Origin of the sequence: Corynebacterium spheniscorum (assembly GCF_900113445.1) — a bacterium.
GTDB lineage: Bacteria > Actinomycetota > Actinomycetes > Mycobacteriales > Mycobacteriaceae > Corynebacterium > Corynebacterium spheniscorum.
In genome coordinates this window covers 143,174-165,793 of sequence record NZ_FOPJ01000005.1, presented here as the reverse complement: position 1 = coordinate 165,793, position 22,620 = coordinate 143,174, and the positions used below count along the sequence as shown (strand labels likewise).

The following is a 22,620-nucleotide window of genomic DNA, read 5'->3' as shown; positions in this document are numbered from 1 at the left end:
TAACCTCTTTTAGCCGCCAATGGCGGACATGGGGCGATCTGGCTGCAAGAAATGCGGATCATCGATACCGTGGCCAGCATTCTTCGCCCACATGGCACCAGCCCAGGCCTCCATCACCTCATCATCGCTAGCGCCAGCACGCATGAGATCACGCAGGTTGGTTTCGCTACGAGAGAAGAGGCAGTTGCGGATAGCACCATCGGTGGTGAGGCGAGTGCGGTCGCAGTCTCCGCAGAAGGGGTGCGTCACTGAAGCGATGACCCCAATTTGTCCGGAAAGCCCTTCGGCTTTGCCGCCGCTGATACCTTCGGTGTCCCACAAAGCTGCTGGGGCGGAGCCACGCGGGGCGATAGCTGGGCTCATGTGGAACTCGGTGTGGAGTTCGGCGAGGATGTCATCGGCGGTGACCATCTTGCTGCGATCCCATTTATCGCGGGGGCCTAGCGGCATCTGTTCAATAAAGCGCAGCTGAACCTTATGGGTCAAACACCAAGTGGCTAATTCGACGATGCCGGAGTCATTGAACCCGGGCATAATTACGGCATTGACTTTCACCGGATGAAGGCCGGCTTCCGCCGCGGCCTTAATGCCTTTGAGCACATCACCTAAACGGTCACGGCGGGTTAGCTGTGCATAAAGCTGTGGGTCGATGGTGTCGAGCGAAATATTGACGCGATCCAGGCCGGCTCCTTTAAGAACTTGGGCGCGGCGGTGCAGGCCTAGGGCATTGGTGGTCAGCGCGGTGCCGGGGGCAATGCCTTCATCGGTGCGCAGTGTTTTGGTGTAGCGCAGGATATCTTCTAGGCCTTTGCGCAGCAGTGGTTCACCACCGGTGAAGCGCACCTGGCGGATACCCATTTTGGTGACGGCGAGGTTGATGAGGCGGCAGACCTCTTCGTCGTTGAGGGTGTCTTCGCGGGGGAGCCACTCTAAACCTTCGGCCGGCATGCAATAGGTGCAGCGTAAGTTGCAGCGGTCAGTCAGGCTCACCCGAAGATCACGGGCCACGCGACCGAAGCGATCAATGAGTTGTCGCTTGCCCTGGGCGTCGGCTGGGGGCATATTCGGCGGGACAATATCTTCGCTAATGAGCACCTTGGCTGGGGCTTTATTAGGCGAGCACGCCGAAGTACCCGCATCACCCTTATCGGGTGTCGGGGCGTTTCGGTGGACCGGCCGGAGGGGCAAAAGAATCGTCATTGCTAGTACATGGTAGGGATCCGACACCGGAAAACCAAGGTACTATCAACTAACTTGATAACGATTTAGCGCTTTCCGGGTCCGCGCAATGCGATGACCTCGTATTCTCCGGCACGTAGGTGCTTGCGGAGGTCTTTCTTATCGAATTTTCCGACCGAGGTTTTATCGATGGCTTTCACGAAGGTCCAATACTCTGGAAGCATCCAGCTAGGTAGGTTGGCTCGCAGGTGATTGCGCAGCTCTTCGGCGGTTTCGCGGCTGGGTTCAACGCCTTCGCGCAGCACGGTGACCGAGAGTGGGCGTTCACCCCAGCTGTCATCTGGGTAGCCAATCACGGCTGCCTCGACTACTTCCGGGGCGTCCATAATGAGGTTTTCTAGGAGCACGGAGTAGATCCATTCACCGCCAGAGCGAATTACATCGCGTGCGCGGTCGTGGACTGTTAAGAAGCCATCATTGGTGACCGAACCAACGTCCCCGGTTCGTAGCCAACCATCCTCGGTGAAGAGCTCTTCGGCGTCATCTACTGGCTCGCCGCGGAAGGTGGCGGCAGCACCATGGGCTTCTTCTTCGGGGGAGTGGTAGTAGCTGCCGGTCACCCAATTGCCGCGGACCTGGATTTCGCCTTGGTTGCGGTCGGTGCGGGATACCACTTTGCCATCATTGACGACGCGGTATTCTACGGAAGCGGGGAAGCGTCCCTGGGAGATGCGATAATCCCAGCGTGCCTCACCGGATGCACCGGTGGGTGGGCGGGAGACGGTACCGATGGCGGAGGTTTCGGTCATACCCCAGACGTGCACCACATCCACGCCATAGCGTTCTTCCCACATGCGGATGAGAATCGGTGGGGCGGGGGAGCCGCCTACAAAAATTTCGGTGAGGCTCATGCGCTCTGGGGGGTTTTGGAGATAATGCACCATCAGCTGGATCCAGATGGTGGGCACACCATGGGCGACCCGAGGGTGCGTGAGCTTAATGAGCTGCGCTAATTGCGGGGCGGATAGATCTTCACCGGGGAAGACCAAGGGGGTACCGGACATGAAGGCGGCAATGGGAACACCCCAGCTGAGTACGTGGTAGATGGGTACGCAGCACAAGAAGGTTTCGCCGTGGGCGACTGCGAGCGAGTCTTTGGTGCGCAGCCCCATGGAATAAAGGTAAATGGAGCGGTGGGAGTACACCACGCCTTTGGGTGCCCCGGAGGTGCCAGTGGAATAACAGATCGCGGCCGGGGTGTTTTCGGGCATCACCGGCCACTCATAGACGGTGTCTTGACCATCTAATAGGGCCTCATAGGAATAGAGGTCAATATGTTCGGGCAGAAATTTACGGACCTGGGAAAGATCATTGAGGCCGATGAAGATAAGGGCGCGTAATTTCGGGCAGCCTTCACCTTGGCTAATAATGCGGCCAAGCTGCTCGGCGGAGCGGCGATCCGCGATGATGACCTGATCTTCGGCGTGGTTAATAATGTGCCGGATTTGATCATCCATGAGCCGGCGGTTGAGAGGGTTGAAAATAGCGCCGGAGCAGGCGGTGGCGAAAAGCACTTCCATGTGTTCGGCGCAGTTATAAAGGAAGGTCCCCACGCGATCGCCACGGCTAATACCCAGATCATTATGAAGGGCATGGGCTAGGGCGGCGGCGCGTGCGCCGATCTCCGCGAAGGTGGTGCGGTGAAGCCCCTCGAAGCTGCCTAGTCCCTCCGGGCTCCAGGTGGTGATGGTGGTGTTGGCATGCACCGTGGAGCCGTAGTTTAGGATCCGGGAGATGGAAAGGGGTAGATCCTGCATGGTGGAGAGCATGCTTTTAACCCTATAGTAAGTGACGGGGTTTTCTTTTCTAGCTACTCGCGCCGGGTGAAGTATTCTCGGCGCGGCATCTGCTGCACCCCTTGTGAGCTGCAGAAACGTTGGGGGCTTGGAAAGTTGATCTCGGAAAGCACCCCAAGTATTCAAACTTAGCTCGTACTGCGGTACACTATTACGCGATCACCGAATGTTAAGATTCGGGCGACTCGATGGCGATCACTGTGCCGCCTTTTTGGGCGATGACATGATTGTTAGCTCTTCTCTAGCGCGACCGAATTGATGGTCGTCCTAGATCACCGACACAGGAATTCGGGCATATCTCTTTTCACATCTCTGCACTCAGTGGCGCGGTTTTTTGCGCACAAAATTCTTCTGAGGTGTGGAAAGTTAGCTTGACGCGTGTGGTGAGCATCGACCCACAAGTCACACTCCGGGCACTTCCCCCTCGCGTGCACAAGTAAATGATGCGCAACCACAGTTAATGAAAGGACATCTGTGAGCGACACGAATAACGCCGCAACCGGTCATCAGGACCTCAGTAAATTGAGGTTGCCTGAGCTGCGCCAAATGGCCGCTGGGATGGGGCTACGAGGGATTTCTACCCTCCGTAAGGGGGAATTAATTAACGCCATCCAAACCGGGCAAGTGCCCTCCACCCGCGGTGCGGCGGCGAAGAAGGCTGAGCCGAAGAAGGCTGAGCCAAAGGCTGAACCAAAGGCTGAACCGAAGAAGGCTGAACCAAAGGAAGAAGATACTTCCGAGGCCGATGCCCGCTATGAGTCGCGCTCGGCAGCGCGCCGGGCCCGCCGGAATCGCGCCCGCCAGGAGCGCAAGCGCCAAGAACAACAGGCCCGCGCCGCCCAAGAATCCCAGGATGCACCTGCGGAAACCCAGGAAGCCCCAGAGCACCGCGAGGACCGCGGCCGCCGAAATGAGCGAAACGACCGAAATGAGCGCCATGAGCGCCCGGCCCGCAATGAGCGTTTCCGCAATGACCGTAATGATCGCCGTGGGCGCCGCCATAATCGTAATGATCGCCGCAGCCGCGATGACTACCATGAGCAGGACTTAAGCGAAGAAAACCTGCAGCTAGTCGCCGGCATTATTGATATCCAAGAAAATGGTTCCGGCTTTGTCCGCACCTCCGGCTACCATGCCGGCCCGGTGGATGTCTATGTGGATCACCACACGGTACGCCGCTTTGGGTTACGCTCCGGCGATGCCATTACTGGTCAGACTCGACCTGGTCAAGGCCAGCACCACACTGGGGGTCGTCACCGCCAGAAGTTCAATAAGTTGCTGCGCGTGGACACCATCAATGGGGTCAAGCCCGAAGAGGCCACCGACCGCCCGGAGTTCTCCAAGCTCACCCCGCTCTATCCCAATCAGCGGCTGCGCCTGGAAACCGATCCGAAGATTCTGTCCACCCGCGTTATTGATCTGATCATGCCGATCGGTAAGGGGCAGCGTGCGCTGATCGTCTCCCCGCCGAAGGCCGGTAAGACCACGATCCTGCAAAATATTGCCAACGCGATCGCCACCAATAACCCCGAGTGCTACCTCATGGTGGTGCTGGTGGATGAACGCCCCGAAGAAGTCACCGATATGCAGCGCAGCGTCAAGGGCGAGGTTATTGCTTCGACCTTCGACCGCCCGCCGAGCGAGCACACTGCAGTGGCGGAGTTGGCCATCGAGCGCGCCAAGCGCTTGGTGGAACAAGGCCAGGATGTGGTGGTCCTGCTGGACTCCATTACCCGCCTGGGACGCGCCTATAATAACTCTTCCCCGGCATCGGGACGCATCCTTTCTGGTGGTGTGGATTCCTCCGCGCTCTACCCGCCGAAGCGTTTCTTGGGTGCTGCCCGCAATATTGAAAATGGTGGTTCGCTGACCATTATCGCCACCGCCATGGTGGAAACCGGTTCCGCCGGCGATACCGTTATTTTCGAAGAGTTCAAGGGCACGGGCAATGCGGAGCTGAAACTGGACCGCAAGATCTCTGAGCGCCGCGTCTTCCCGGCCGTGGATGTCAATCCCTCCGGTACCCGCAAGGATGAGCTGCTGCTGGCCCCTGAAGAGGTCCGCATTATGCACAAGCTGCGCCGGATTCTTTCGGCCCTGGATAATCAGCAGGCCATTGATCTGCTGATCAAGCAGCTGAAGAAGACCAAGAATAACGCGGAATTCCTCTACCAAATCGCCAGCTCCGCGCCGATGGCCATGCCTGATGATGAGGAGGATTACTCCTAAATGGCTAATCAAGTTTCCGCCGTTGACGATATTCTTGCTGAATATCACGGCCTGGAGCAGCAGCTCGCCGACCCCGCGCTGCATGATGATGCCACCGCTGCCCGCAAAGTCGCCAAGCGCTACTCCGAGCTCCAGCCCATCATCAACGTGCACCGCGAACTCAGCGCCACCCGTGAGGACCTCGAAGCCGCCCGCGAAATGGCTCACGAGGACCATGAATTCGCCGATGAAGCCAAGCGGCTGGAAAACCTCGCGGTAGAGCTAGAAGAAAAGCTCGCGGATCTGCTGGCCCCGCGCGACCCCCATGATGCTGATGACATCATTATGGAAGTCAAAGCCGGTGCCGGCGGCGAAGAAGCCGCACTGTTTGCTGGTGAATTGGTGCGCATGTACCAGCGCTATGCCGAAAAGCATGGTTTTATTACCGAAATCCTGGGTCTTTCAGAGTCTGACCTCGGTGGCGTGAAGGATATGACGCTTTCGATCCGTTCGCGTCAGCCCTCCCGCGATGGCGCCTGGAGCGTCTTCAAATTCGAAGGCGGGGTGCACCGCGTGCAGCGCGTGCCCGTCACCGAATCCCAGGGCCGCATCCAAACCTCCGCTGCCGGGGTGCTGGTGTACCCAGAACCCGATGAGGTAGGGGAGGTGGAGATCGATGATAAGGATCTTCGCGTGGATGTCTACCGCTCCTCCGGTAAGGGCGGTCAGGGCGTGAACACCACGGACTCCGCGGTGCGGATTACGCACCTTCCCACCGGCATTGTGGTGACCTGCCAAAAGGAACGCTCGCAGATCCAAAACCGCGCCCGCGCCATGCAGGTGCTGGCTGCGCGGTTGGAGCAACTCGAGCGTGAAAAGGCGGATGCTGAGGCCGCCGCGGGGCGTGCCGCGCAGGTGCGCAGCATGGATCGCTCGGAGCGCATCCGTACCTACAATTGGCCGGAAAACCGCATTAGTGATCACCGCATTGGCTTTAAAGCCAATAATTTGGATGCTGTGCTCGGCGGCGATTTGGATGATCTTTTCACCGCCTTGCAAACCGCTGAACGCGAAGCACGCCTCGAAGCGGAGTAATGCGCCTTCAAGAATCACTGCGCTGGGCGGCCGAACAATTCGCCCGCGCCGGAGTGCCCTCCCCAGAAGTTGATGCGAAGCTCATCGCCGCTGAACTTCTGGGGATTGGCGTACCCGAACTCTTCTTTCACCTTCAGGCCGCCACGCCCGCCGGTTTCCAGGAGATGGTGGCGCGCCGCTGCACCCGCGAACCCCTCCAACACATCCTCGGCCGCGCGCATATCGCGGGCATCGAACTACAGATTGGCCCCGGTGCCTTTATCCCGCGCCCGGAAACCGAAGTTCTGATTGATGTAGCGCTTCGCGAAATTAAAGAAAAGCAACTATCCGAGATCGTGGATCTCTGCAGCGGTCCCGGAACGCTCGCACTTTCCCTCGCGCATGCCGCACCACAAACCCATATCACCGGAGTAGAAGTAGATTCCCGTGCCGCACAGTGGGCCATAAAAAACCGCGCAGCCCTCGGGCTAGAAGATCGCGTGGACCTGCTGGTGGGGGATGCCACCGATCCAGCGACCTTCCCGGCAGAACTCTTTGGGAAAGTAGAGATGGTGGTGTCTAATCCGCCCTATGTGCCCGAAAACCCGGATTTAGAAGCTGAAGTGTATTTTGACCCACCCCATGCAGTCTTCGGCGGGGACGATGGGATGGAGCTAATCCCCGGGATCATCGACTTGGCCGCGACGCTCTTGGTGCCGGGCGGATGGTTCGGCATGGAACATGATGAATCCACAGCTCAGCGCTGTGTGGAAGCAGCCGCCGGGACCTTTGATCAGATCCGTACTATCAAGGATCTCACCGGAAGGCCCCGCTTCCTTATCGCAAGGAGTAAACTCTAGGCGCGTTGTCCCAGCTAACTAATCCTCAGGAGAACAAAGCACGTGAGCAAGACCTATTCCTGCGAAGGTGAACGCAATCGCGAACTCGCGCTCACCGCCGCCGTCGACGCCGTTAAAGCCGGCCGGCTGGTCGTGCTCCCCACCGATACCCTCTATGGGATCGGCTGCGATGCCTTCAATACTTACTCTGTCGCTAACCTCTTAGCGGCTAAGCACCGCGGTCCCGATATGCCGGTACCGGTGTTGGTGGGATCCTGGGACACCATCCAAGGCTTGGTGGCGGTCTACCCCCAAGCAGCACGGGACTTGGTAGAAGCCTTTTGGCCCGGTGGGCTTTCCATCGTTTTGCCCCAAGCGCCCAGTTTGCAATGGAACCTGGGCGATACCCGCGGCACCGTGATGTTGCGCATGCCGCTACATCCCATTGCCATTGAACTTTTAAGGCGTACCGGGCCCATGGCGGTATCTAGCGCCAATATTTCCGGACACACCCCACCTACCACCGCCCAAGAAGCGGAAACCCAATTAGGTAAATCAGTGAGCGTTTACCTTGACGGTGGCCAAGCCCCAGTGGGAACACCCTCGAGCATCATTGATCTTTCCGGGCCCATCCCACGGCTGCTACGCGAAGGCGCTATTTCCGCAGAAGCTATTGCGGAGGTGCTCGGCTGCTCTGCTGATGCGCTAAGAGGTACCCCCTAAATGGGCGTCGCGGTAGCAGGTGTTCCGCTAAGAGAATTGGGGCTGGTACTGCTTGTCGCCGCCGCAACAACCTACCTGTGCACCGGGGTGGTGCGTAGCGTATTAGTGCGCGCCGGACAGGTCGCAGAGATCCGCCAACGCGATGTGCACACTCAACCCACCCCACGCATGGGTGGGGCAGCTATGTACATCGGCTTTTTAGTGGCCGTCTTCCTGGCTAATCAACTGCCTGCCTTAACCCGCGGTTTTATGCCCATCACCCCAGAAATGAATGCGGTGGTGTGGGCTGGGTTCGTCATCGTGATTGTGGGGATTATTGATGACCTCTATGAGCTCGATGCGATTACTAAACTGATCGGCCAAATTTTGGCGGCCGTGGTGATGAGCGTGCTGGGGTTGAGCTGGACTCTGCTCTACCTGCCCTTCGGGGAACACGGCACCACCTTGGTGCTCGACCAAGTCCAGTCCACCATCCTGACGGCTTTCTTCACCGTCATGTTGATGAACGCCATCAACTTCGTCGATGGCCTCGATGGCTTAGCTGCTGGGCTAGGCATGATCGCCGGGCTATCGGTGCTGCTCTTTTCGCTCACCATTCTTTATGACCAAGGCGGCACGGTCTCTGCCTACCCGCCCGCAATTATTGGGGCTGCGCTGGTGGGAATCTGTGCTGGCTTCTTACCCCATAATTTCGAGCCCTCCCGGATTTTTATGGGCGATACCGGATCCATGTTGATTGGGTTGCTATTAGCAGCGGCCAGTACCTCGGCGTCTGGGAAAATTAATGCCGCGCTGTATGGGGTAGCCGATGTGGTGGCGCTGATTTCCCCCATCATTGTGGTGGTGGCGGTGGTCTTCATTCCTGTGCTGGACCTCATCTTGGCGGTGGTGCGCCGGCTAGCCTCCGGGCGATCCCCCTTTACCGCTGATAAACAACACTTGCATCACCGCCTGCTCCGCATGGGGCATACGCACCGCCGCGTGGTGCTCTTGCTCTATATGTGGGCTGGGGTAGTAGCACTCGGCGCGGTGGCCTTCTCGCTGGTACCACCGGCCTATGCGATTGTGGGCACGATTATCGCCGCTATCTTCGCGGTGGGAATCACACTGATCCCCGTCATGCGCGGAACGGTGCGGCTACCGGGGGAACATAGCCTGAGTCAGGATCCTGCCCACCCTTAGCCACGATCTCGGATAGAGCAAGCAAGTCAGTTAGAGTAACGTGCGTGACTTCCATTTATGATGACCACTCTCGCCCACTGCGCCGCGGCATTCGCCTGGGGGCGCTAGCACTGCTGATGTTGGCGGTGCTCTCGATCGCCGCGTGGAGCCTAGCTAAGGGAACCCCGGGTATGTGGGGCGGGATTCTGGGCAGTCTGATTGGCGGGATTTTTGTGCTCGCCACTGCGCTGATTGTGCAGGCGACTGCGAAGACCAGTCCGACGACGACCATCGCCGTGGTGATGGGTAGTTGGCTTGTGAAGATCGTTGTGCTTTTTGTGATCGTGCATACGTTGCAGCGTTATAGCTTCTATGATCGCTATGCGCTGGGGGTGACCATCATGTTGGCGCTGATTGTGGTGCTGGGAACCGAAACTTGGGGGATTATGACCGCCAATGTCACCTATGTAACCCCGCGTAGCAATAAGTAGCTCAGACCCCCATTTGAGAAAATACTTCAGGGCGCGCATGCTGCGGACTCTCTGTGCTTGGCACGCCTGTACAGGGGTGGACAATACCCCCAAATGTGAGCACAGCCATAAGTTGTGATGGAACTTACAGACCTGGGAATATGCCCGCTACTGGGCTGGAACACCAAACAAAATTCGATCCAGTTAGAAGCTAGCTTTGTTACCCCGGGGGGAACGCAGAAATACCCACTTAGACCTGCTAAAGTCTCATGCGGGTTAGCACGACGTGACTACAGGCTAGTTGCTCAAGGTTAATCCCCCGTCATTACTCCGCTGATGTGCGACGGAGTCCGGGGTAGTGGCGCGTGCACACTGATGTCCATCGCACCGTAGGGGATGCCCCCATTCCCCGCGGCCCGAACACGGGAGAGAACGCTGAGCGTTATAAACCTGTCCTTAAGTGGGGAGTTCCATTCCCCCAACTTGGACGAAGAATTTTTCCCGGGGCATGTGACCAATGGGCAGCCGGTCAACCTCTGGTTAACCGACTTTGCCAATGGCTGGTTCGCACTGGATCGTTTGATGCTCATCCGCATCCTGATGACCATCGTCATCGCGGTCTTCTTCGTGGTCGCTATGCGAAACCCCAAGCTGGTTCCGCGTGGTGTCCAGAATTTCGCGGAACTCGCACTGGACTTCGTCCGCATCCACATCGCCGAGGACATCCTGGGGAAGAAGGAAGGCCGCCGGTTCCTGCCGGTGATCGCGACCATCTTCTTCACCGTCCTGATGATGAATCTGCCGACGATCATTCCAGGTCTGAACGTTTCGCCAAATGCGCGCATCGGTATGCCATTAGTGCTGGCAATCCTTGGCTACCTGACCATGATTTATGCAGGCGCCAAGCGCTATGGGCTCGGTAAATACATCAAGTGCTCCTTGGTGGTTCCGAACCTCCCGCCGCTCCTGCACTTCCTGGTCATTCCGATTGAGTTCTTCTCCACCTTCGTCATGCGCCCGGTCACGCTGACCTTGCGTTTGATGGCGAACTTCCTCGCCGGCCACTTGATTCTGGTTCTGCTGTTTTCTGCCACGAACTTCTTCTTCTGGCAGCTCAACGCCTGGACCCTCGTCAGTGGTGCGACGTTGATCGTCGGAGTGCTGTTCAGTTTGTTCGAGTGCCTGATCATTTTCCTGCAGGCATACATCTTCGCCCTCCTGGTCGCGGTGTATATCGAACTGTCGCTGAACGCGGACTCACACTGACGCTCGCGAACCTCGAGCGCGGTCACCTGTACACCCTAAAAACACCCCATATTCCTCCCGCCGCAGAGACACCGAAATTTTTACGCGGTGGGCACCAAGAAAGGGAACGACTTTCATGAACGAGATCATCCTTGCCGCTGAGGCCGCTGAAGTGACCTACAAGGGTCTGGGCGCCGTCGGCTACGGCCTGGCCGCCATCGGCCCCGGCATCGGCATCGGCATCGTTGCCGGCAAGACCGTTGAGGGCATGGCCCGTCAGCCGGAGATGGCTGGCCAGCTGCGTACCACCATGTTCCTGGGCATCGCCTTCACCGAAGCTCTCGCCCTCATCGCCGTGGTCGCCGGCTTCCTCTTCTAATTCACTGGGACGGGAGTGACTGACTCATGACGAACATCTTGTACCTGGCGGAGGGGGGTAACCTCCCGAAGGAATCGGGTAATAACCCGCTTATACCGCCGATGTACGACATCGTCTGGTCTGCCATCGCGCTCATCATCATTCTCCTTATCTTCTGGAAGTTTGTGCTTCCGAAGTTCCAGGAAGTCCTGACTGAGCGCGAAGAACGGATCAACGGTGGAATTCAACGCGCTGAGGCTGCACAAGCCGAAGCCAAGTCCGCCCTAGAGAAGTACAACGCGCAGCTTGCTGAGGCGCGTGCCGAAGCCGCTGAAATTCGTGAGCAGGCCCGCGAACGCGGGAAGGCTATCGAAGCTGAATTCAAGGCTAAGGCCACCGAAGAGCAACAACGCATCATCGAGTCCGGTGAGAAGCAGCTGCAGGCCCAGCGTGAGCAGGTCGTTGCCGAGCTTCGCCGCGAGATGGGCCAGAACTCGATCACCCTGGCAGAGCGCCTCCTTGGCGGGGAGCTTTCCGACGCCACGAAGCGTTCCGGGACGATCGATAGCTTCCTGGCTGACCTCGACACCGTGGCACCGGCAGGAAAGTGAGCGACATGCACGCAGCGAGCCGTGACGCACTAGCAAAGGCCAGCACCAACCTGGACACCACCTTGAGTGGCGTTGGGGAAGAGCATGCCCTTGCCGAAGGCGCAACCGTCGGAAATGAACTTTTCGAGGTCGTCGAGATCCTCGACGGCGACCGCGCACTGCGCGTTGCCGTGGCGGACGCTGCGGCACCCGCCGACAAGCGCACCGGGCTGATCGACGCCGTTTTTGGAGGCCGTGTGAGTGGCTCCACCTTGAATGTGCTCAAGGCAGCGGCGACTGAAGTTTGGTCGACCCCGCGCGAGTTCCGTAGCGGACTTGTCGAATTGGGCCGTCGCAGCCTCCTGCGCGCCGCGGAGAAACAGGGCCAGCTTGGCCAGGTGGAAGATGAACTCTTCCGCCTCAGTCGGATCCTCGATCAGGAACCGAGCCTGACCCAGCTGCTCAGTGACCGCACCGCGACAGCCGAACGCAAGCGCTCTTTGCTTGCCAGCGTGCTGTACGGAAAGGTCACCGCGGTTACTGAGGCGCTCGCTTTGCAGGCGATTGGCCGTCCCGCACACAACCCCATTGATGACATTGCCAACCTGGCCAAAACGGCCGCCGGTTTGCAGGGTCGCACCATCGCGCAGGTTACTGCCGCGACGGAGCTCAATGAAGGACAGCAGGCGGCACTCGCCGAGAAGCTGGGACGCATCTATGGTCGCGCGATGAGCATCCACTCCGAGGTTGACCCCAGCCTCCTCGGTGGCATGACCATCCGGGTAGGCGATGAGGTTATTGACGGTTCCACCGCCGGCAAGCTGGAACGCTTGCGGGCTAACCTCGCCTAGAGTTGCTGAAATTGCAGCGCGATAATTATTAGACAATGCTGGAAGAATCTACCGAGAGCAGGAAGAACATGGCGGAGCTGACGATCTCCTCCGATGAGATCCGTAGCGCGATAGCGAACTACACCTCGAGCTACTCCGCGGAGGCCTCCCGTGAGGAGGTCGGCGTGGTCATTTCGACAGCTGACGGTATCGCCCAGGTTTCGGGCCTCCCGTCGGTTATGGCGAATGAGCTCCTTGAATTCCCGGGCGGCGTCATCGGCGTCGCACAGAACCTCGACACCGACTCCATTGGTGTCGTGATCCTGGGTAACTTCGAGTCCTTGAAGGAGGGCGACGAGGTCAAGCGGACAGGTGAAGTCCTGTCCATCCCGGTCGGCGATAAATTCCTCGGCCGCGTTATTAACCCCCTGGGCCAGCCGATCGACGGCATGGGCCCGATTGAAGCAGAAGAGGACCGTGTCCTCGAACTGCAGGCACCTTCGGTGCTGCAGCGTCAACCTGTTGAGGAACCGCTGCAGACCGGTATTAAGGCCATTGATGCCATGACCCCGATCGGCCGTGGTCAGCGTCAGCTGATCATTGGCGACCGTAAGACCGGTAAGACCGCGGTCTGCATCGACACCATTTTGAACCAGAAGGCGAACTGGGACTCCGGCGATAAGACCAAGCAGGTCCGCTGCATCTATGTCGCCATTGGTCAAAAGGGCTCCACCATCGCCGCGGTGCGTCGCACCCTGGAAGAGCATGGCGCCCTTGATTACACCACCATTGTGGCCGCCCCGGCCTCTGACTCCGCCGGCTTCAAGTGGCTCGCACCCTTCTCTGGTGCCGCCCTGGGCCAGCACTGGATGTACCAGGGCTGCCACGTCCTGGCCATCTACGATGACCTGACCAAGCAGGCCGAGGCCTACCGCGCCATCTCCCTGCTGCTGCGTCGCCCGCCGGGCCGTGAAGCTTATCCTGGTGACGTCTTCTACCTGCACTCCCGCCTGCTTGAGCGTGCTGCCAAGCTCTCGGATGATTTGGGTGCTGGTTCCATGACCGCTCTGCCGATCATTGAAACCAAGGCCAATGACGTCTCCGCCTTCATTCCGACCAACGTCATTTCCATTACTGACGGCCAGGTCTTCCTGGAGTCGGACCTGTTCAACCAGGGTGTCCGCCCCGCCATTAACGTTGGTGTGTCGGTCTCCCGTGTTGGTGGTGCCGCACAGACCAAGGGCATGAAGAAGGTCGCCGGTTCGCTACGTCTGGACCTGGCTGCTTATCGTGACCTCGAGGCCTTCGCTACCTTCGCATCCGACCTGGATGCCGCTTCCAAGGCTCAGCTGGAGCGTGGTCAGCGTCTGGTCGAGCTGCTCAAGCAGCCGGAGAACTCCCCGCAGCCCGTGGAATTCCAGATCGTGTCCATCTGGCTTGCTGACGAAGGCGTCTTCGATTCCGTTCCCGTTGAAGATGTCCGTCGTTTCGAAGCGGAATTGCAGGAGTACCTGCACGCCAACCACCCGGAGGTCTATGAACAGATCGACGGTGGCGCTGCACTCTCCGACGAGTCCAAGGAAACCCTGCTCGCCGGTGCTAACACCTTCAAGCGTTCCTTCCAGACCACCGACGGCACCCCGGTTATTAATGAACCGGAAGTCGACGCCCTGGAAGACTCCGAAGTGCGTAAGCATCAGCTGAGCGTCTCCCGCAAGACGACGGCGAAGTAAGGCAATGATGCCTGTTACTGACTCGTCTACGTTAAAGAAGGGAGGCGCATAACCAATGGCGAATCTTCGCGAACTACGTGACCGCATTCGGTCCGTTAACTCCACTAAGAAGATCACCAAGGCCCAGGAGCTGATCGCAACCTCGCGCATCACCAAAGCTCAGGCCCGGGTGGAGGCTTCGCACCCCTACGCCCACGAGGTCCAGAATGTGATGGAACGGCTAGCCGCTGCCAGCTCCCTGGATCACCCGATGCTCCGCGAGCGCGAAAATGGCAAGGTTGCCGCAGTGCTGGTCGTGTCTTCGGACCGCGGCATGTGCGGTGGCTATAACCACAACGTATTCAAAAAGGCAGCCGAATTAGAGAAGCTGCTGGAAGAAAAGGGATATGAGGTCGTTCGCTATGTCACCGGCGGTAAAGGCGTAGGTTACTACGGCTTCCGCGGTGAAAAGGTCGCCGGCGCATGGACTGGTTTCTCCCAGGATCCCACCTGGGAATCCACCCATAATGTGCGCCGCCACCTGATTGACGGATTCACCGCTGGTTCCCAAGGAACGGTGAAAAACCGTGAAGGGCTGAACCTGGAACCTGGTCAAGAAACCATCCGCGGGTTTGACCAGCTCCATGTTGTGTATACCGAGTTCGAATCGATGCTCACCCAGACCGCACGGGCACACCAAGTGCTGCCCATCGAGCCGGTCTACGAAGATGAGCAACTCGATTTCAGCGAAGGCATGCTCAGTAAGCCGGAAACTAGCAGCGAGATCACAGCTGATCTCGACTTCGAACCTGATGCAGAAACTCTGATGGATGCGTTGCTTCCGCAGTATGTTTCCCGCACCATTTTCGCCATGCTGCTAGAAGCCAGTGCCAGTGAGTCTGCTTCTCGTCGCAACGCCATGAAGTCCGCAACCGATAACGCAGAAGCGTTGGTTAAAGACCTCTCGCGTGTGGCCAACCAGGCCCGTCAGGCGCAGATCACCCAGGAAATCACAGAGATTGTCGGTGGCGCTGGCGCGCTCGCCGAAAGCGGAGAAAGTGACTAGATTATGACTACAGCTCTCCATGAGCAGAACACGCAGCAGGCGGGAACCACCGCCGGCCGCGTCGTGCGTGTCATCGGTCCGGTCGTCGACGTGGAATTCCCCCGCGGCGAGCTACCGGCCCTGTACAACGCGCTGACTGTCGAGGTCACCCTCGAAGCAGTCGCCAAGTCCATCGTGCTCGAGGTTGCCCAGCACCTCGGTGATAACCTCGTGCGCGCAGTGTCCATGGCCCCCACCGACGGTCTGGTCCGCGGTACCGAGGTCACCGACACTGGCAAGCCGATCTCCGTCCCCGTGGGCGATGTGGTCAAGGGCCACGTCTTCAACGCCCTCGGCGACTGCCTCGATGAGCCCGGTCTGGGCCGCGATGGTGAGCAGTGGGGTATCCATCGCGATCCGCCGCCTTTCGACCAGCTCGAAGGTAAGACTGAGATCCTCGAAACCGGTATTAAGGTCATTGACCTGCTCACCCCCTACGTTAAGGGCGGCAAGATTGGCCTCTTCGGTGGCGCCGGTGTGGGTAAAACCGTGCTCATCCAGGAGATGATCACCCGTATTGCCCGTGAGTTCTCCGGTACCTCCGTCTTCGCCGGTGTGGGCGAACGTACCCGTGAAGGTACGGACCTCCACCTGGAAATGGAAGAAATGGGCGTGCTCCAAGACACTGCCTTGGTCTTCGGTCAGATGGATGAGCCGCCAGGAGTCCGTATGCGTGTGGCCCTTTCGGGTCTGACCATGGCGGAGTACTTCCGCGATGTTCAGCACCAGGACGTGCTGCTGTTCATCGACAACATCTTCCGTTTCACCCAGGCCGGCTCTGAGGTATCCACCCTGCTGGGTCGTATGCCTTCTGCCGTGGGCTACCAGCCCACCCTGGCTGATGAAATGGGTGTGCTGCAGGAACGCATTACCTCCACCAAGGGCAAGTCGATTACCTCGCTGCAGGCCGTCTACGTGCCTGCCGACGACTACACCGACCCCGCCCCGGCTACCACCTTCGCGCACTTGGATGCCACCACCGAACTTGACCGTGGTATCGCCTCCAAGGGTATTTACCCCGCCGTGAATCCGCTGACCTCGACCTCTCGTATTCTCGAGCCTTCGATCGTTGGCGAGCGTCACTATGAGGTTGCCCAGCGCGTCATCGGTATCCTGCAGAAGAATAAGGAACTCCAGGACATCATCGCCATCCTTGGTATGGATGAACTGTCCGAAGAGGATAAGATCACCGTCCAGCGTGCTCGTCGTATCGAGCGCTTCCTGGGCCAGAACTTCTTCGTCGCCGAAAAGTTCACCGGTCTGCCTGGTTCCTATGTTCCGCTGGAGCACACCATCGACGCCTTCGAACGCATCTGCAATGGCGAATTCGATGCCTACCCCGAGCAGGCCTTCAATGGTCTCGGTGGCCTCGATGACGTCGAAGCTGCGTACAAGAAGATCACCGGCAGCAACTAAGAGGAGACACGCATGGCTGACATCACTGTGGAACTGGTCTCCGTGGAGCGCATGCTCTGGTCGGGTCAGGCCAGCATGGTTACCGCGCAGACCACCGAGGGTGAGATCGGCGTGCTTAAGGGTCACCAACCGATGCTCGGCCAGCTGGTCGAGAACGGTGTGGTCACCATTCAGCCCACCGAAGGCAAGAAGCTTGTCGCCGCGGTCCAAGGTGGCTTCCTCTCGGTGTCTACCGATAAGGTGACTATCCTCGCGGAATACGCTCTGTGGGCTGATGAGGTGGATAGCTCCACCATTGAGGCCGGCCTCAAGTCCGAGGATGAGCACACCCGCGATCTCGCAGAAGCTAAGCGCCGCGCGCTCGTTCGCGCCGATATGGCCAAGTAATAGCTTCGCTGAACACCCCATGTGCATGCATGGGGTGTTTTGCATTCCCGAGACCCGCGCCAGGGGTATCAGTCCGGGGCAGGGGAGTGCCGCGGGGAGCGGTTTGCCGCACCATATAGCGGGGATTAGGTGCGAGATTGGCATAGAAAAAACCGCCCTCCTTAAGAGGGCGGGATTTTTATTGCTCTAGTCCTCAGCTGTGGGTGCGGGGGCCTTAGCTGGGTCATAGATGAAGGAGCTTTCCGGGGTAAGGAGTTCCACTGCGGAGGCGATCAGCTCCGCGGAGTGAATATCTTGCTCCAGGGAACGGTGCATGGATACCCCTTCCACCATCGCATCCAAGATGAAGGTGGTGGGCTCATCGAAGTAGATGCGGAAGGCGTCCCGACAACGATGGATCCAAGCCAAAAGGATGGGGCGGAAGCGCGGATCATGGGTGGACTGAGAATAAAGCTCAGAGCCGATAATGATATTGTGGGGATCCATGTAGGAAGAGTCCGTCAAAATCCGCACAATGGCGGCACGCGCCTGCTCCAAGGTGGTGCAATCAACAAATTGCTGGCGATAATCCGCCACCGCTTGATCTGTGAAGCGGGTGAATGCCTCCATGAGCAGGTCATGGATACCGGAGAAGTAGTAGGTCATTGAGCCGAGCGGAACGCCTGCCTCGTGGGCTACTCGGCGGTGCGAAACACCGGTTATGCCATCCCGGGAAATAACCTCCAGGGCCGCATCAATAATGCGGTCGCGGCGATGTGGGTCGCGGCGACGGGGCTTCGGCCGGGCATTATCCGCCGCGTTATAAGCGCCGATCTCCCAGCTTTCTGAAATAGCAGGAGAATCCTCGGGATTTCGGTTTTCATTGACCATAAGGCAAACTCTACCTGCCAAATTGGAAAACTAAAGCCCGAACTACCTTTAGCGCGAATGCGGGGGTAGTTCGGGCTTTATTAGCTCCGAAAGAATTAGTTAGCTAACGGTTGCAGCTTTCTTGTCCTTGGAGGTGAAGATCTTGTACAGACCGTAGATGCCGAAGCAGGCCCACAGGAACTCGGTGATGAACAACCCGTAGTTGACCGGCTTAATGGCGGTGTAGGTAAAGCAGACAGCGCCCAAGAAGTTAGCCATCTGGTAGGTGACGCTGGTGGACTTCAAGAGCCCGAAGTTAAGTGCACCGAATCCGCCGAGGAAGAACACGGTGCCAATGATAGAGATAGCTGATGCGTAAGGCATGGAAGCTCCTAGAGTGATCGAGCAGTCGTGTTAGACAGCGGGGGAGGTGGTCGTGGTGACGCCGGCTTGGGCGTCCTTCTTATTCTTCATCCAGATCTTGAAGACACCGACCAGGCCGATGAGCGTCCAGATCAGCTCGGTGATGAACACACCGACGTTCAAAGGCTCGATAACGGAGTACGTCAGACCGGCAGCACCGATGACGTTCATCCACTGATAGCCATAGGACTGCGGGGTGAACTTTCCAAGGTTCAGCAGACCGTAGGCGCCAAGCAACATCACGGAACCGATCAGGGAAACGGCTTGTGCGAAAGGCATAGGGAATCTCTTCCTATTGTGAGAGTGTCGTGAGCTGCGAGGTTTCGCAGCTCACGGTGGGACTTTGTGTCTCTAGCTGTGGTGAGCCTGGTGGCGACGGCGCTCGGGTTCCCACACACGATCCAACTTGGGGAGTTCGTGGTGATCGAGCACTTCTTGAGCTTCACCGCAGCGGCGCTCGAATTCCTTCAAAGAAGCGACCTGATCAGCGTTGAGCCGGCCTTCCTTTTCGAAGTGCTTCAACCGCGGGTAACGACCGGCCAACATGACACCCCAGTCAACCTGGAGGTCGAAGTAGCCGACGTCTTCGCTGGTCAATCCACGACGATCAAAGTCGAGGATGTCCGAGAGGGTGTCGTGGATCATGCGTAGATCCAGATCGACACCGGGGACGCTGCCATCAGTGGTGGCATAGGCATCCACACCCGTGCGGGAAGGACCCGTCGGGGTATCGCGCCAGCGCTGCATGCGCATGTCATCGCTAGCCAAAACCGGGTCATTAACCGGGAGGCGTTCAGCATCCGGCTGGCCCATGAGTTGCCCATAGGACATACGGATGAAGGTGTTTTGATCTTCAAAGCCAGGCTTCGTGCACTTCAGACCAACGAGGTAGGACTCCAGGTCTTCGCTCATGAAGTCCCAGCCACCGTAGCGAGCGCGCGGGATGACTTCGGTGAAGTCTTCGGCGCTGGCACCGGGGAGGTGGAAGTCAACTTCGCGGACGTAGTCGAGCACGAGCTTCTGTTGTTCCGGGGTGAGGATGATGTCCTCATGAATGGGATACATTTTCTCGCGTCTCCTAAATCATCTGCATGCGGTCGTAGTAGTCGTTGTCCTCGAACCAACCACCACGGCCCTTGCCGATAATGTCGTAACGATTGACAACTTCGATGCGCTCCAGCCACTTCACGGAACGGAAGCCGGTGGAGGTCTCCACGCGGAGACGAACCGGGGCACCATTCTTGATGGGCAGTTCATCGGAGTTCAGTCCAATGGCAATCAGGGATTGCGGCTGGTTGGCTTCCAGCATCGAGTTGGAGTCGTAGTACCAGCTCTCGGAATATAGCGGGTCATCGCGGCCCATACGCTGGTGCGACATGTAGATCACGTCGGTCGCGCCGGGCAGCGGCTTGGCCAGCTCGAGCAGAGCGTGTACCGGGATGCCTTCCCACTTACCGACCGAGCTGAAGCCCTGGACGCAGTGGTGCAGCGTGGTTTGGGTGTGGCCCTGTGCCAGCTCATGGAGATCCTTGAGCGTCAGCGACATCGGCTTCTCCACGAAGCCACCGATTTCTAGGACAAAGTCATCGGCATAACCATGCGCGACCAAAGCCTTGTAGGTATCTGCTTCCGGTGCGTGACCAGAAGCGCGGTGGTTCGGGGTGATGCGATCATCAGTGATGAACTGACGAGATTCCAGCTTGATCAGGCGGCGGGTCAGCGGGCGAACAACAATGTTGTTCAGCTTCTCGACCAGGCGGCCATTGTTCAAGGAGGTCTTGGTAGCAACCACATGTAGGAAGACCACGAAGGTCAAGAACATGGTGAAGATAATCGCGGCAGCGGTGGGGGCTTCGGTGTGGCCGAAGACCATCTTGGAAACCTCGTGGCCGTAGCCGTGAGCGATAACCATGAACACGTGGATGACGATGAAGGCTAGGTAAGCAATCAGACCCCACCAGTGCAGGGAGCGAATGACCTGACGCGAGCCGAGAGCCTTGGTGAGCTTCGGCCAGTGGTTGGCCACCGCCGGGGACTGCATGAAACCGGTGAAGATCATGAAGGGCCCGAGCAGCAAGATGACAAAGCCATAGGAGAGCTGCTGGACAGCGTTGAAAGGCATGCCAGGCATGTGTTCCGGAATTTGGAACGCCATGTAGGTCATCATGTCGTTGAATGCCTGCGGGAAGACATCCAGGCTGTTGGGCACGTAGCGACGCCATTGACCTGTGAAGATCAGCAGCGCGAAGTAGATGACGGTGCAGGTAACGAAACCAGCGACCGTAATGAAGTGCCAGTAGCGACCTTGTCCGAGCAGGCCGCGGCCGGGCAGCGAGATGATCGGGGAGTAATCCTCGTATTCACTGCCGACGGAGTAGTACTTGTGCTTCTTCTTCTCTTTAATCGTGAACTGCGCCCACTGCTTACCGGCAGGGGTGTGCTCGGAAGTGTGCAGACGCGGGAAAGTACCGAGAATCTCGATACCCGAGCGAATGAAGAAGGTAATGAAGATGATGTTGAGGAAGTGTTCTGCCCTGATCCACCAGGGGAATCCGAATTCCATGTTGTGGTTCCTTCTTGAGGTCTAGGGGCTAGTCAGTGAAGTTCTGGTCGTCCGGGTAGACAACGAACATCCCATAAAGAACCAGCGCGTTGAGAACCACGTAGGCCACAGAGGCCATCATCATGATGTTCCAAATAGCTGCTTGTTGGATGCTGGCGCCATTCCAGACGTAGGGGGCATCTCCGAAGAGGCCGCCGATGTAGATCAACACCGCGCAGATAGCGATGAGGCTTCCCGCGTCCCAGATCCGCAGCTTGGTGACTGCGGCAACAACAAGATAGAGAATCGCCATGGCTACGACGATCCACAGAGCTATATCAGCATGGGCAAAGGGAAGATGGTTGGACAAAGCAGTGTAGGCTACAGAACCTCCGATGACGGCAATAATTACCATCAGTACGAGCTTCGTTAACCGGGGGAGGTTGAACCGGAAATAACGAAGTAGGGGGGCGCGTCGACGTCCCGGCTTGACGTGTAGAAACACGTCCTCGGTGGCGTTGGGCGTCCCTACAACATAGGGAGTTGACATGCTTAGCCTCCGGGTATGGATGAGTGTGGTGAAAAACCAAACGAATAAGCTCGTTAGTTGCCCTTATCCTAACGTCCACCAGGGGGGATACCGAAATGATTGGTAACCTGTACGTCTGTACATAAAAGCAGGTCACATGCATTTTTTAGAATTGCCCCACCCTTATAAGTCCTGTTGAGAGGGCTATAGGTACTACTTCCCGATTCTGTACGATCGGACATGTTCGGGCGTACAAGGGTACCCACCTGTGTTCAAGGTCACCGGGGCTAATCGTGCAGGTCACACTCATTTTTAGTGAAAAATCGGATATTTCCTATTGCGTTAATAGGAGATACTTCTTTGAGGTGATCACTGCATACACCGGGGAGGAAGGCTTCATTCGGCTGCGGGAACGCCCCCAGGGGGTAAGCCGAAGGTTGCGCTCGATCATTCTTGAGATCCGAATTTTTGAGGCTGGCGCGATAAGCGACGTATTATCTGCAGATATCTCTAACGCCCTCAACTAGCCTTCAGTTCCCTCACCCTGACCTCCCTGAGCCTTGGAGCGCTTCGTGTCACCCAATCTCGTATCTTGGTTATTTTGGATTTGCCTCGTGCTGGTGCTCGCGGTGGCTGTGGCTTCGGTCGCGGCTGCCGCGTGGCGTTTTTTTAGCCTGCGCTCGCGGGGAACGAATGTGATTATGCGAGAGTTACCGGCGAGCGGGAACCATGGGTGGCGACACGGAACGTTGAGGTATGAAGGCGAAACCCTGGAGTATTTCAAACTTCGCTCGCTGAGGCCCTGGGCGAACCTGGTATTGGACCGCCGTGAAGTAGAAATTTTGGGGACACGCGGGCTGAGTGAATCTGAAGCAGAATTCATGCCAGATGAGGTCAAAATCTTAACCATCTCGGTGGGGGAGCATCAGGGGGAACACCACGAGGAAGCAGTGGGGGGCAAGCGCTACGAAGTGGGGTTGGAAGCGCACGGGGAAATGGCTTTGCGGGCGTGGGTGGAATCAGCCCCAGATCTTAGGCAGCAACGCGTCGATTATTGGGCGCTGCGAGATAAGCTCAGCCGCGAACAAGCGATGCGAGATAAGGGCCGAGGCGCGTACTAAAAC

24 protein-coding genes are annotated in these 22,620 nt (G+C 58.0%); 16 read left to right on the top strand and 8 right to left on the bottom strand.

All coding sequences use genetic code 11. The annotated features are described in order from the left end of the window. Positions 1 to 9 precede the first annotated feature (9 nt). Positions 10 to 1,200: a GTP 3',8-cyclase MoaA gene (moaA, locus tag BMZ01_RS05730; RefSeq protein ID WP_395890530.1), complete on the bottom strand. Its 1,191-nt coding sequence runs from the start codon at positions 1,198 to 1,200 to the stop codon at positions 10 to 12. 65 nt (positions 1,201 to 1,265) lie between these two features. Beyond that, on the bottom strand, positions 1,266 to 3,008 hold the full coding sequence (locus tag BMZ01_RS05725; RefSeq protein ID WP_092285344.1) for a long-chain fatty-acid--CoA ligase: 1,743 nt from the start codon (positions 3,006 to 3,008) through the stop codon (positions 1,266 to 1,268). Between the two features lie 501 nt (positions 3,009 to 3,509). Between BMZ01_RS05725 and rho the strand changes: the two genes are divergently transcribed. The 14 genes from rho (at position 3,510) to BMZ01_RS05655 (ending at position 17,153) form a co-directional block, all read left to right on the top strand. Continuing rightward, the gene (gene rho, locus BMZ01_RS05720) at positions 3,510 to 5,264 is read left to right on the top strand and encodes a transcription termination factor Rho (RefSeq protein WP_092285342.1); all 1,755 of its coding nucleotides are present in this window, start codon (positions 3,510 to 3,512) and stop codon (positions 5,262 to 5,264) included. Continuing rightward, on the top strand, positions 5,265 to 6,338 hold the full coding sequence (prfA, locus tag BMZ01_RS05715; RefSeq protein WP_092285340.1) for a peptide chain release factor 1: 1,074 nt from the start codon (positions 5,265 to 5,267) through the stop codon (positions 6,336 to 6,338). It abuts the gene before it with no gap. Continuing rightward, on the top strand, positions 6,338 to 7,177 hold the full coding sequence (gene prmC, locus BMZ01_RS05710; RefSeq protein WP_092285338.1) for a peptide chain release factor N(5)-glutamine methyltransferase: 840 nt from the start codon (positions 6,338 to 6,340) through the stop codon (positions 7,175 to 7,177). The genes prfA and prmC overlap by 1 nt, the downstream gene beginning before the upstream one ends. A gap of 42 nt (positions 7,178 to 7,219) precedes the next feature. Then, on the top strand, positions 7,220 to 7,879 hold the full coding sequence (locus BMZ01_RS05705; RefSeq protein ID WP_092285336.1) for an L-threonylcarbamoyladenylate synthase: 660 nt from the start codon (positions 7,220 to 7,222) through the stop codon (positions 7,877 to 7,879). After that, positions 7,880 to 9,061: an MraY family glycosyltransferase gene (locus BMZ01_RS05700; RefSeq protein ID WP_092285334.1), complete on the top strand. Its 1,182-nt coding sequence runs from the start codon at positions 7,880 to 7,882 to the stop codon at positions 9,059 to 9,061. Positions 9,062 to 9,105: 44 nt separating this feature from the next. Beyond that, the gene (locus BMZ01_RS05695) at positions 9,106 to 9,531 is read left to right on the top strand and encodes a Cg1360 family ATP-synthase-associated protein (RefSeq protein WP_092285332.1); all 426 of its coding nucleotides are present in this window, start codon (positions 9,106 to 9,108) and stop codon (positions 9,529 to 9,531) included. 375 nt (positions 9,532 to 9,906) lie between these two features. Continuing rightward, positions 9,907 to 10,776 carry a F0F1 ATP synthase subunit A gene (gene atpB / locus BMZ01_RS05690; protein ID WP_092285330.1) on the top strand — a complete coding sequence of 290 codons (870 nt, stop codon included), beginning with the start codon at positions 9,907 to 9,909 and terminating at the stop codon, positions 10,774 to 10,776. A gap of 115 nt (positions 10,777 to 10,891) precedes the next feature. After that, a complete protein-coding gene (locus BMZ01_RS05685) occupies positions 10,892 to 11,134 on the top strand; it encodes an ATP synthase F0 subunit C (protein WP_092285328.1) in 243 nt (80 codons plus the stop codon). A gap of 26 nt (positions 11,135 to 11,160) precedes the next feature. Continuing rightward, positions 11,161 to 11,724, top strand: coding sequence for a F0F1 ATP synthase subunit B (locus BMZ01_RS05680; RefSeq protein ID WP_092285326.1), 564 nt, complete (start codon positions 11,161 to 11,163; stop codon positions 11,722 to 11,724). Positions 11,725 to 11,729: 5 nt separating this feature from the next. Continuing rightward, a complete protein-coding gene (locus BMZ01_RS05675) occupies positions 11,730 to 12,554 on the top strand; it encodes a F0F1 ATP synthase subunit delta (RefSeq protein ID WP_092285324.1) in 825 nt (274 codons plus the stop codon). A gap of 68 nt (positions 12,555 to 12,622) precedes the next feature. Beyond that, a complete protein-coding gene (gene atpA / locus BMZ01_RS05670) occupies positions 12,623 to 14,266 on the top strand; it encodes a F0F1 ATP synthase subunit alpha (protein WP_177180084.1) in 1,644 nt (547 codons plus the stop codon). Positions 14,267 to 14,321: 55 nt separating this feature from the next. Continuing rightward, a complete protein-coding gene (locus BMZ01_RS05665) occupies positions 14,322 to 15,311 on the top strand; it encodes a F0F1 ATP synthase subunit gamma (RefSeq protein ID WP_092285320.1) in 990 nt (329 codons plus the stop codon). Between the two features lie 3 nt (positions 15,312 to 15,314). After that, positions 15,315 to 16,766 (top strand): F0F1 ATP synthase subunit beta, encoded by a 1,452-nt coding sequence (atpD, locus tag BMZ01_RS05660; protein ID WP_092285318.1) that lies wholly within the window; start codon positions 15,315 to 15,317, stop codon positions 16,764 to 16,766. Between the two features lie 12 nt (positions 16,767 to 16,778). Next, on the top strand, positions 16,779 to 17,153 hold the full coding sequence (locus BMZ01_RS05655; RefSeq protein ID WP_092285316.1) for a F0F1 ATP synthase subunit epsilon: 375 nt from the start codon (positions 16,779 to 16,781) through the stop codon (positions 17,151 to 17,153). A 186-nt stretch (positions 17,154 to 17,339) separates the two neighbouring features. Here BMZ01_RS05655 and BMZ01_RS11460 read toward each other — a convergent pair whose 3' ends face one another. From BMZ01_RS11460 to BMZ01_RS11355, 6 genes are all read right to left on the bottom strand, one after another. Beyond that, positions 17,340 to 18,023, bottom strand: a complete 684-nt coding sequence (locus tag BMZ01_RS11460; protein ID WP_092285314.1) for a TetR/AcrR family transcriptional regulator — start codon at positions 18,021 to 18,023, stop codon at positions 17,340 to 17,342. 99 nt (positions 18,024 to 18,122) lie between these two features. Beyond that, on the bottom strand, positions 18,123 to 18,386 hold the full coding sequence (locus tag BMZ01_RS05645; RefSeq protein ID WP_092285312.1) for a CBU_0592 family membrane protein: 264 nt from the start codon (positions 18,384 to 18,386) through the stop codon (positions 18,123 to 18,125). Positions 18,387 to 18,416: 30 nt separating this feature from the next. After that, the gene (locus BMZ01_RS05640; RefSeq protein ID WP_092285310.1) at positions 18,417 to 18,704 is read right to left on the bottom strand and encodes a CBU_0592 family membrane protein; all 288 of its coding nucleotides are present in this window, start codon (positions 18,702 to 18,704) and stop codon (positions 18,417 to 18,419) included. 72 nt (positions 18,705 to 18,776) lie between these two features. Beyond that, on the bottom strand, positions 18,777 to 19,490 hold the full coding sequence (locus tag BMZ01_RS05635) for a hypothetical protein (RefSeq protein ID WP_092285308.1): 714 nt from the start codon (positions 19,488 to 19,490) through the stop codon (positions 18,777 to 18,779). Positions 19,491 to 19,503: 13 nt separating this feature from the next. After that, a complete protein-coding gene (locus tag BMZ01_RS05630; RefSeq protein WP_092285306.1) occupies positions 19,504 to 20,988 on the bottom strand; it encodes a molybdopterin-dependent oxidoreductase in 1,485 nt (494 codons plus the stop codon). Between the two features lie 28 nt (positions 20,989 to 21,016). Then, the gene (locus tag BMZ01_RS11355; RefSeq protein WP_244887594.1) at positions 21,017 to 21,280 is read right to left on the bottom strand and encodes a hypothetical protein; all 264 of its coding nucleotides are present in this window, start codon (positions 21,278 to 21,280) and stop codon (positions 21,017 to 21,019) included. 509 nt (positions 21,281 to 21,789) lie between these two features. On the opposite strand from BMZ01_RS11355, the gene BMZ01_RS05620 reads away from it, so the two are divergent. Further along, positions 21,790 to 22,023 (top strand): hypothetical protein, encoded by a 234-nt coding sequence (locus tag BMZ01_RS05620; RefSeq protein ID WP_092285302.1) that lies wholly within the window; start codon positions 21,790 to 21,792, stop codon positions 22,021 to 22,023. Between the two features lie 45 nt (positions 22,024 to 22,068). Next, positions 22,069 to 22,617, top strand: coding sequence for a DUF2550 domain-containing protein (locus BMZ01_RS05615; protein WP_223845823.1), 549 nt, complete (start codon positions 22,069 to 22,071; stop codon positions 22,615 to 22,617). The last annotated feature ends 3 nt before the right edge of the window (positions 22,618 to 22,620 follow it).

What these genes read in the sequence shown, in the direction of transcription:
- moaA (WP_395890530.1), bottom strand. Translation starts at nt 1,200, where the DNA reads ATGACGATTCTTTTGCCCCTCCGGCCGGTCCACCGAAACGCCCCGACA.
- BMZ01_RS05725 (WP_092285344.1), bottom strand. Translation starts at nt 3,008, where the DNA reads ATGCTCTCCACCATGCAGGATCTACCCCTTTCCATCTCCCGGATCCTA.
- prfA (WP_092285340.1), top strand. Translation starts at nt 5,265, where the DNA reads ATGGCTAATCAAGTTTCCGCCGTTGACGATATTCTTGCTGAATATCAC.
- prmC (WP_092285338.1), top strand. Translation starts at nt 6,338, where the DNA reads ATGCGCCTTCAAGAATCACTGCGCTGGGCGGCCGAACAATTCGCCCGC.
- BMZ01_RS05700 (WP_092285334.1), top strand. Translation starts at nt 7,880, where the DNA reads ATGGGCGTCGCGGTAGCAGGTGTTCCGCTAAGAGAATTGGGGCTGGTA.
- atpB (WP_092285330.1), top strand. Translation starts at nt 9,907, where the DNA reads ATGCCCCCATTCCCCGCGGCCCGAACACGGGAGAGAACGCTGAGCGTT.
- BMZ01_RS05685 (WP_092285328.1), top strand. Translation starts at nt 10,892, where the DNA reads ATGAACGAGATCATCCTTGCCGCTGAGGCCGCTGAAGTGACCTACAAG.
- BMZ01_RS05680 (WP_092285326.1), top strand. Translation starts at nt 11,161, where the DNA reads ATGACGAACATCTTGTACCTGGCGGAGGGGGGTAACCTCCCGAAGGAA.
- BMZ01_RS05675 (WP_092285324.1), top strand. Translation starts at nt 11,730, where the DNA reads ATGCACGCAGCGAGCCGTGACGCACTAGCAAAGGCCAGCACCAACCTG.
- atpA (WP_177180084.1), top strand. Translation starts at nt 12,623, where the DNA reads ATGGCGGAGCTGACGATCTCCTCCGATGAGATCCGTAGCGCGATAGCG.
- BMZ01_RS05665 (WP_092285320.1), top strand. Translation starts at nt 14,322, where the DNA reads ATGGCGAATCTTCGCGAACTACGTGACCGCATTCGGTCCGTTAACTCC.
- atpD (WP_092285318.1), top strand. Translation starts at nt 15,315, where the DNA reads ATGACTACAGCTCTCCATGAGCAGAACACGCAGCAGGCGGGAACCACC.
- BMZ01_RS05655 (WP_092285316.1), top strand. Translation starts at nt 16,779, where the DNA reads ATGGCTGACATCACTGTGGAACTGGTCTCCGTGGAGCGCATGCTCTGG.
- BMZ01_RS11460 (WP_092285314.1), bottom strand. Translation starts at nt 18,023, where the DNA reads ATGGTCAATGAAAACCGAAATCCCGAGGATTCTCCTGCTATTTCAGAA.
- BMZ01_RS05645 (WP_092285312.1), bottom strand. Translation starts at nt 18,386, where the DNA reads ATGCCTTACGCATCAGCTATCTCTATCATTGGCACCGTGTTCTTCCTC.
- BMZ01_RS05640 (WP_092285310.1), bottom strand. Translation starts at nt 18,704, where the DNA reads ATGCCTTTCGCACAAGCCGTTTCCCTGATCGGTTCCGTGATGTTGCTT.
- BMZ01_RS05635 (WP_092285308.1), bottom strand. Translation starts at nt 19,490, where the DNA reads ATGTATCCCATTCATGAGGACATCATCCTCACCCCGGAACAACAGAAG.
- BMZ01_RS05630 (WP_092285306.1), bottom strand. Translation starts at nt 20,988, where the DNA reads ATGGAATTCGGATTCCCCTGGTGGATCAGGGCAGAACACTTCCTCAAC.
- BMZ01_RS11355 (WP_244887594.1), bottom strand. Translation starts at nt 21,280, where the DNA reads ATGGCGATTCTCTATCTTGTTGTTGCCGCAGTCACCAAGCTGCGGATC.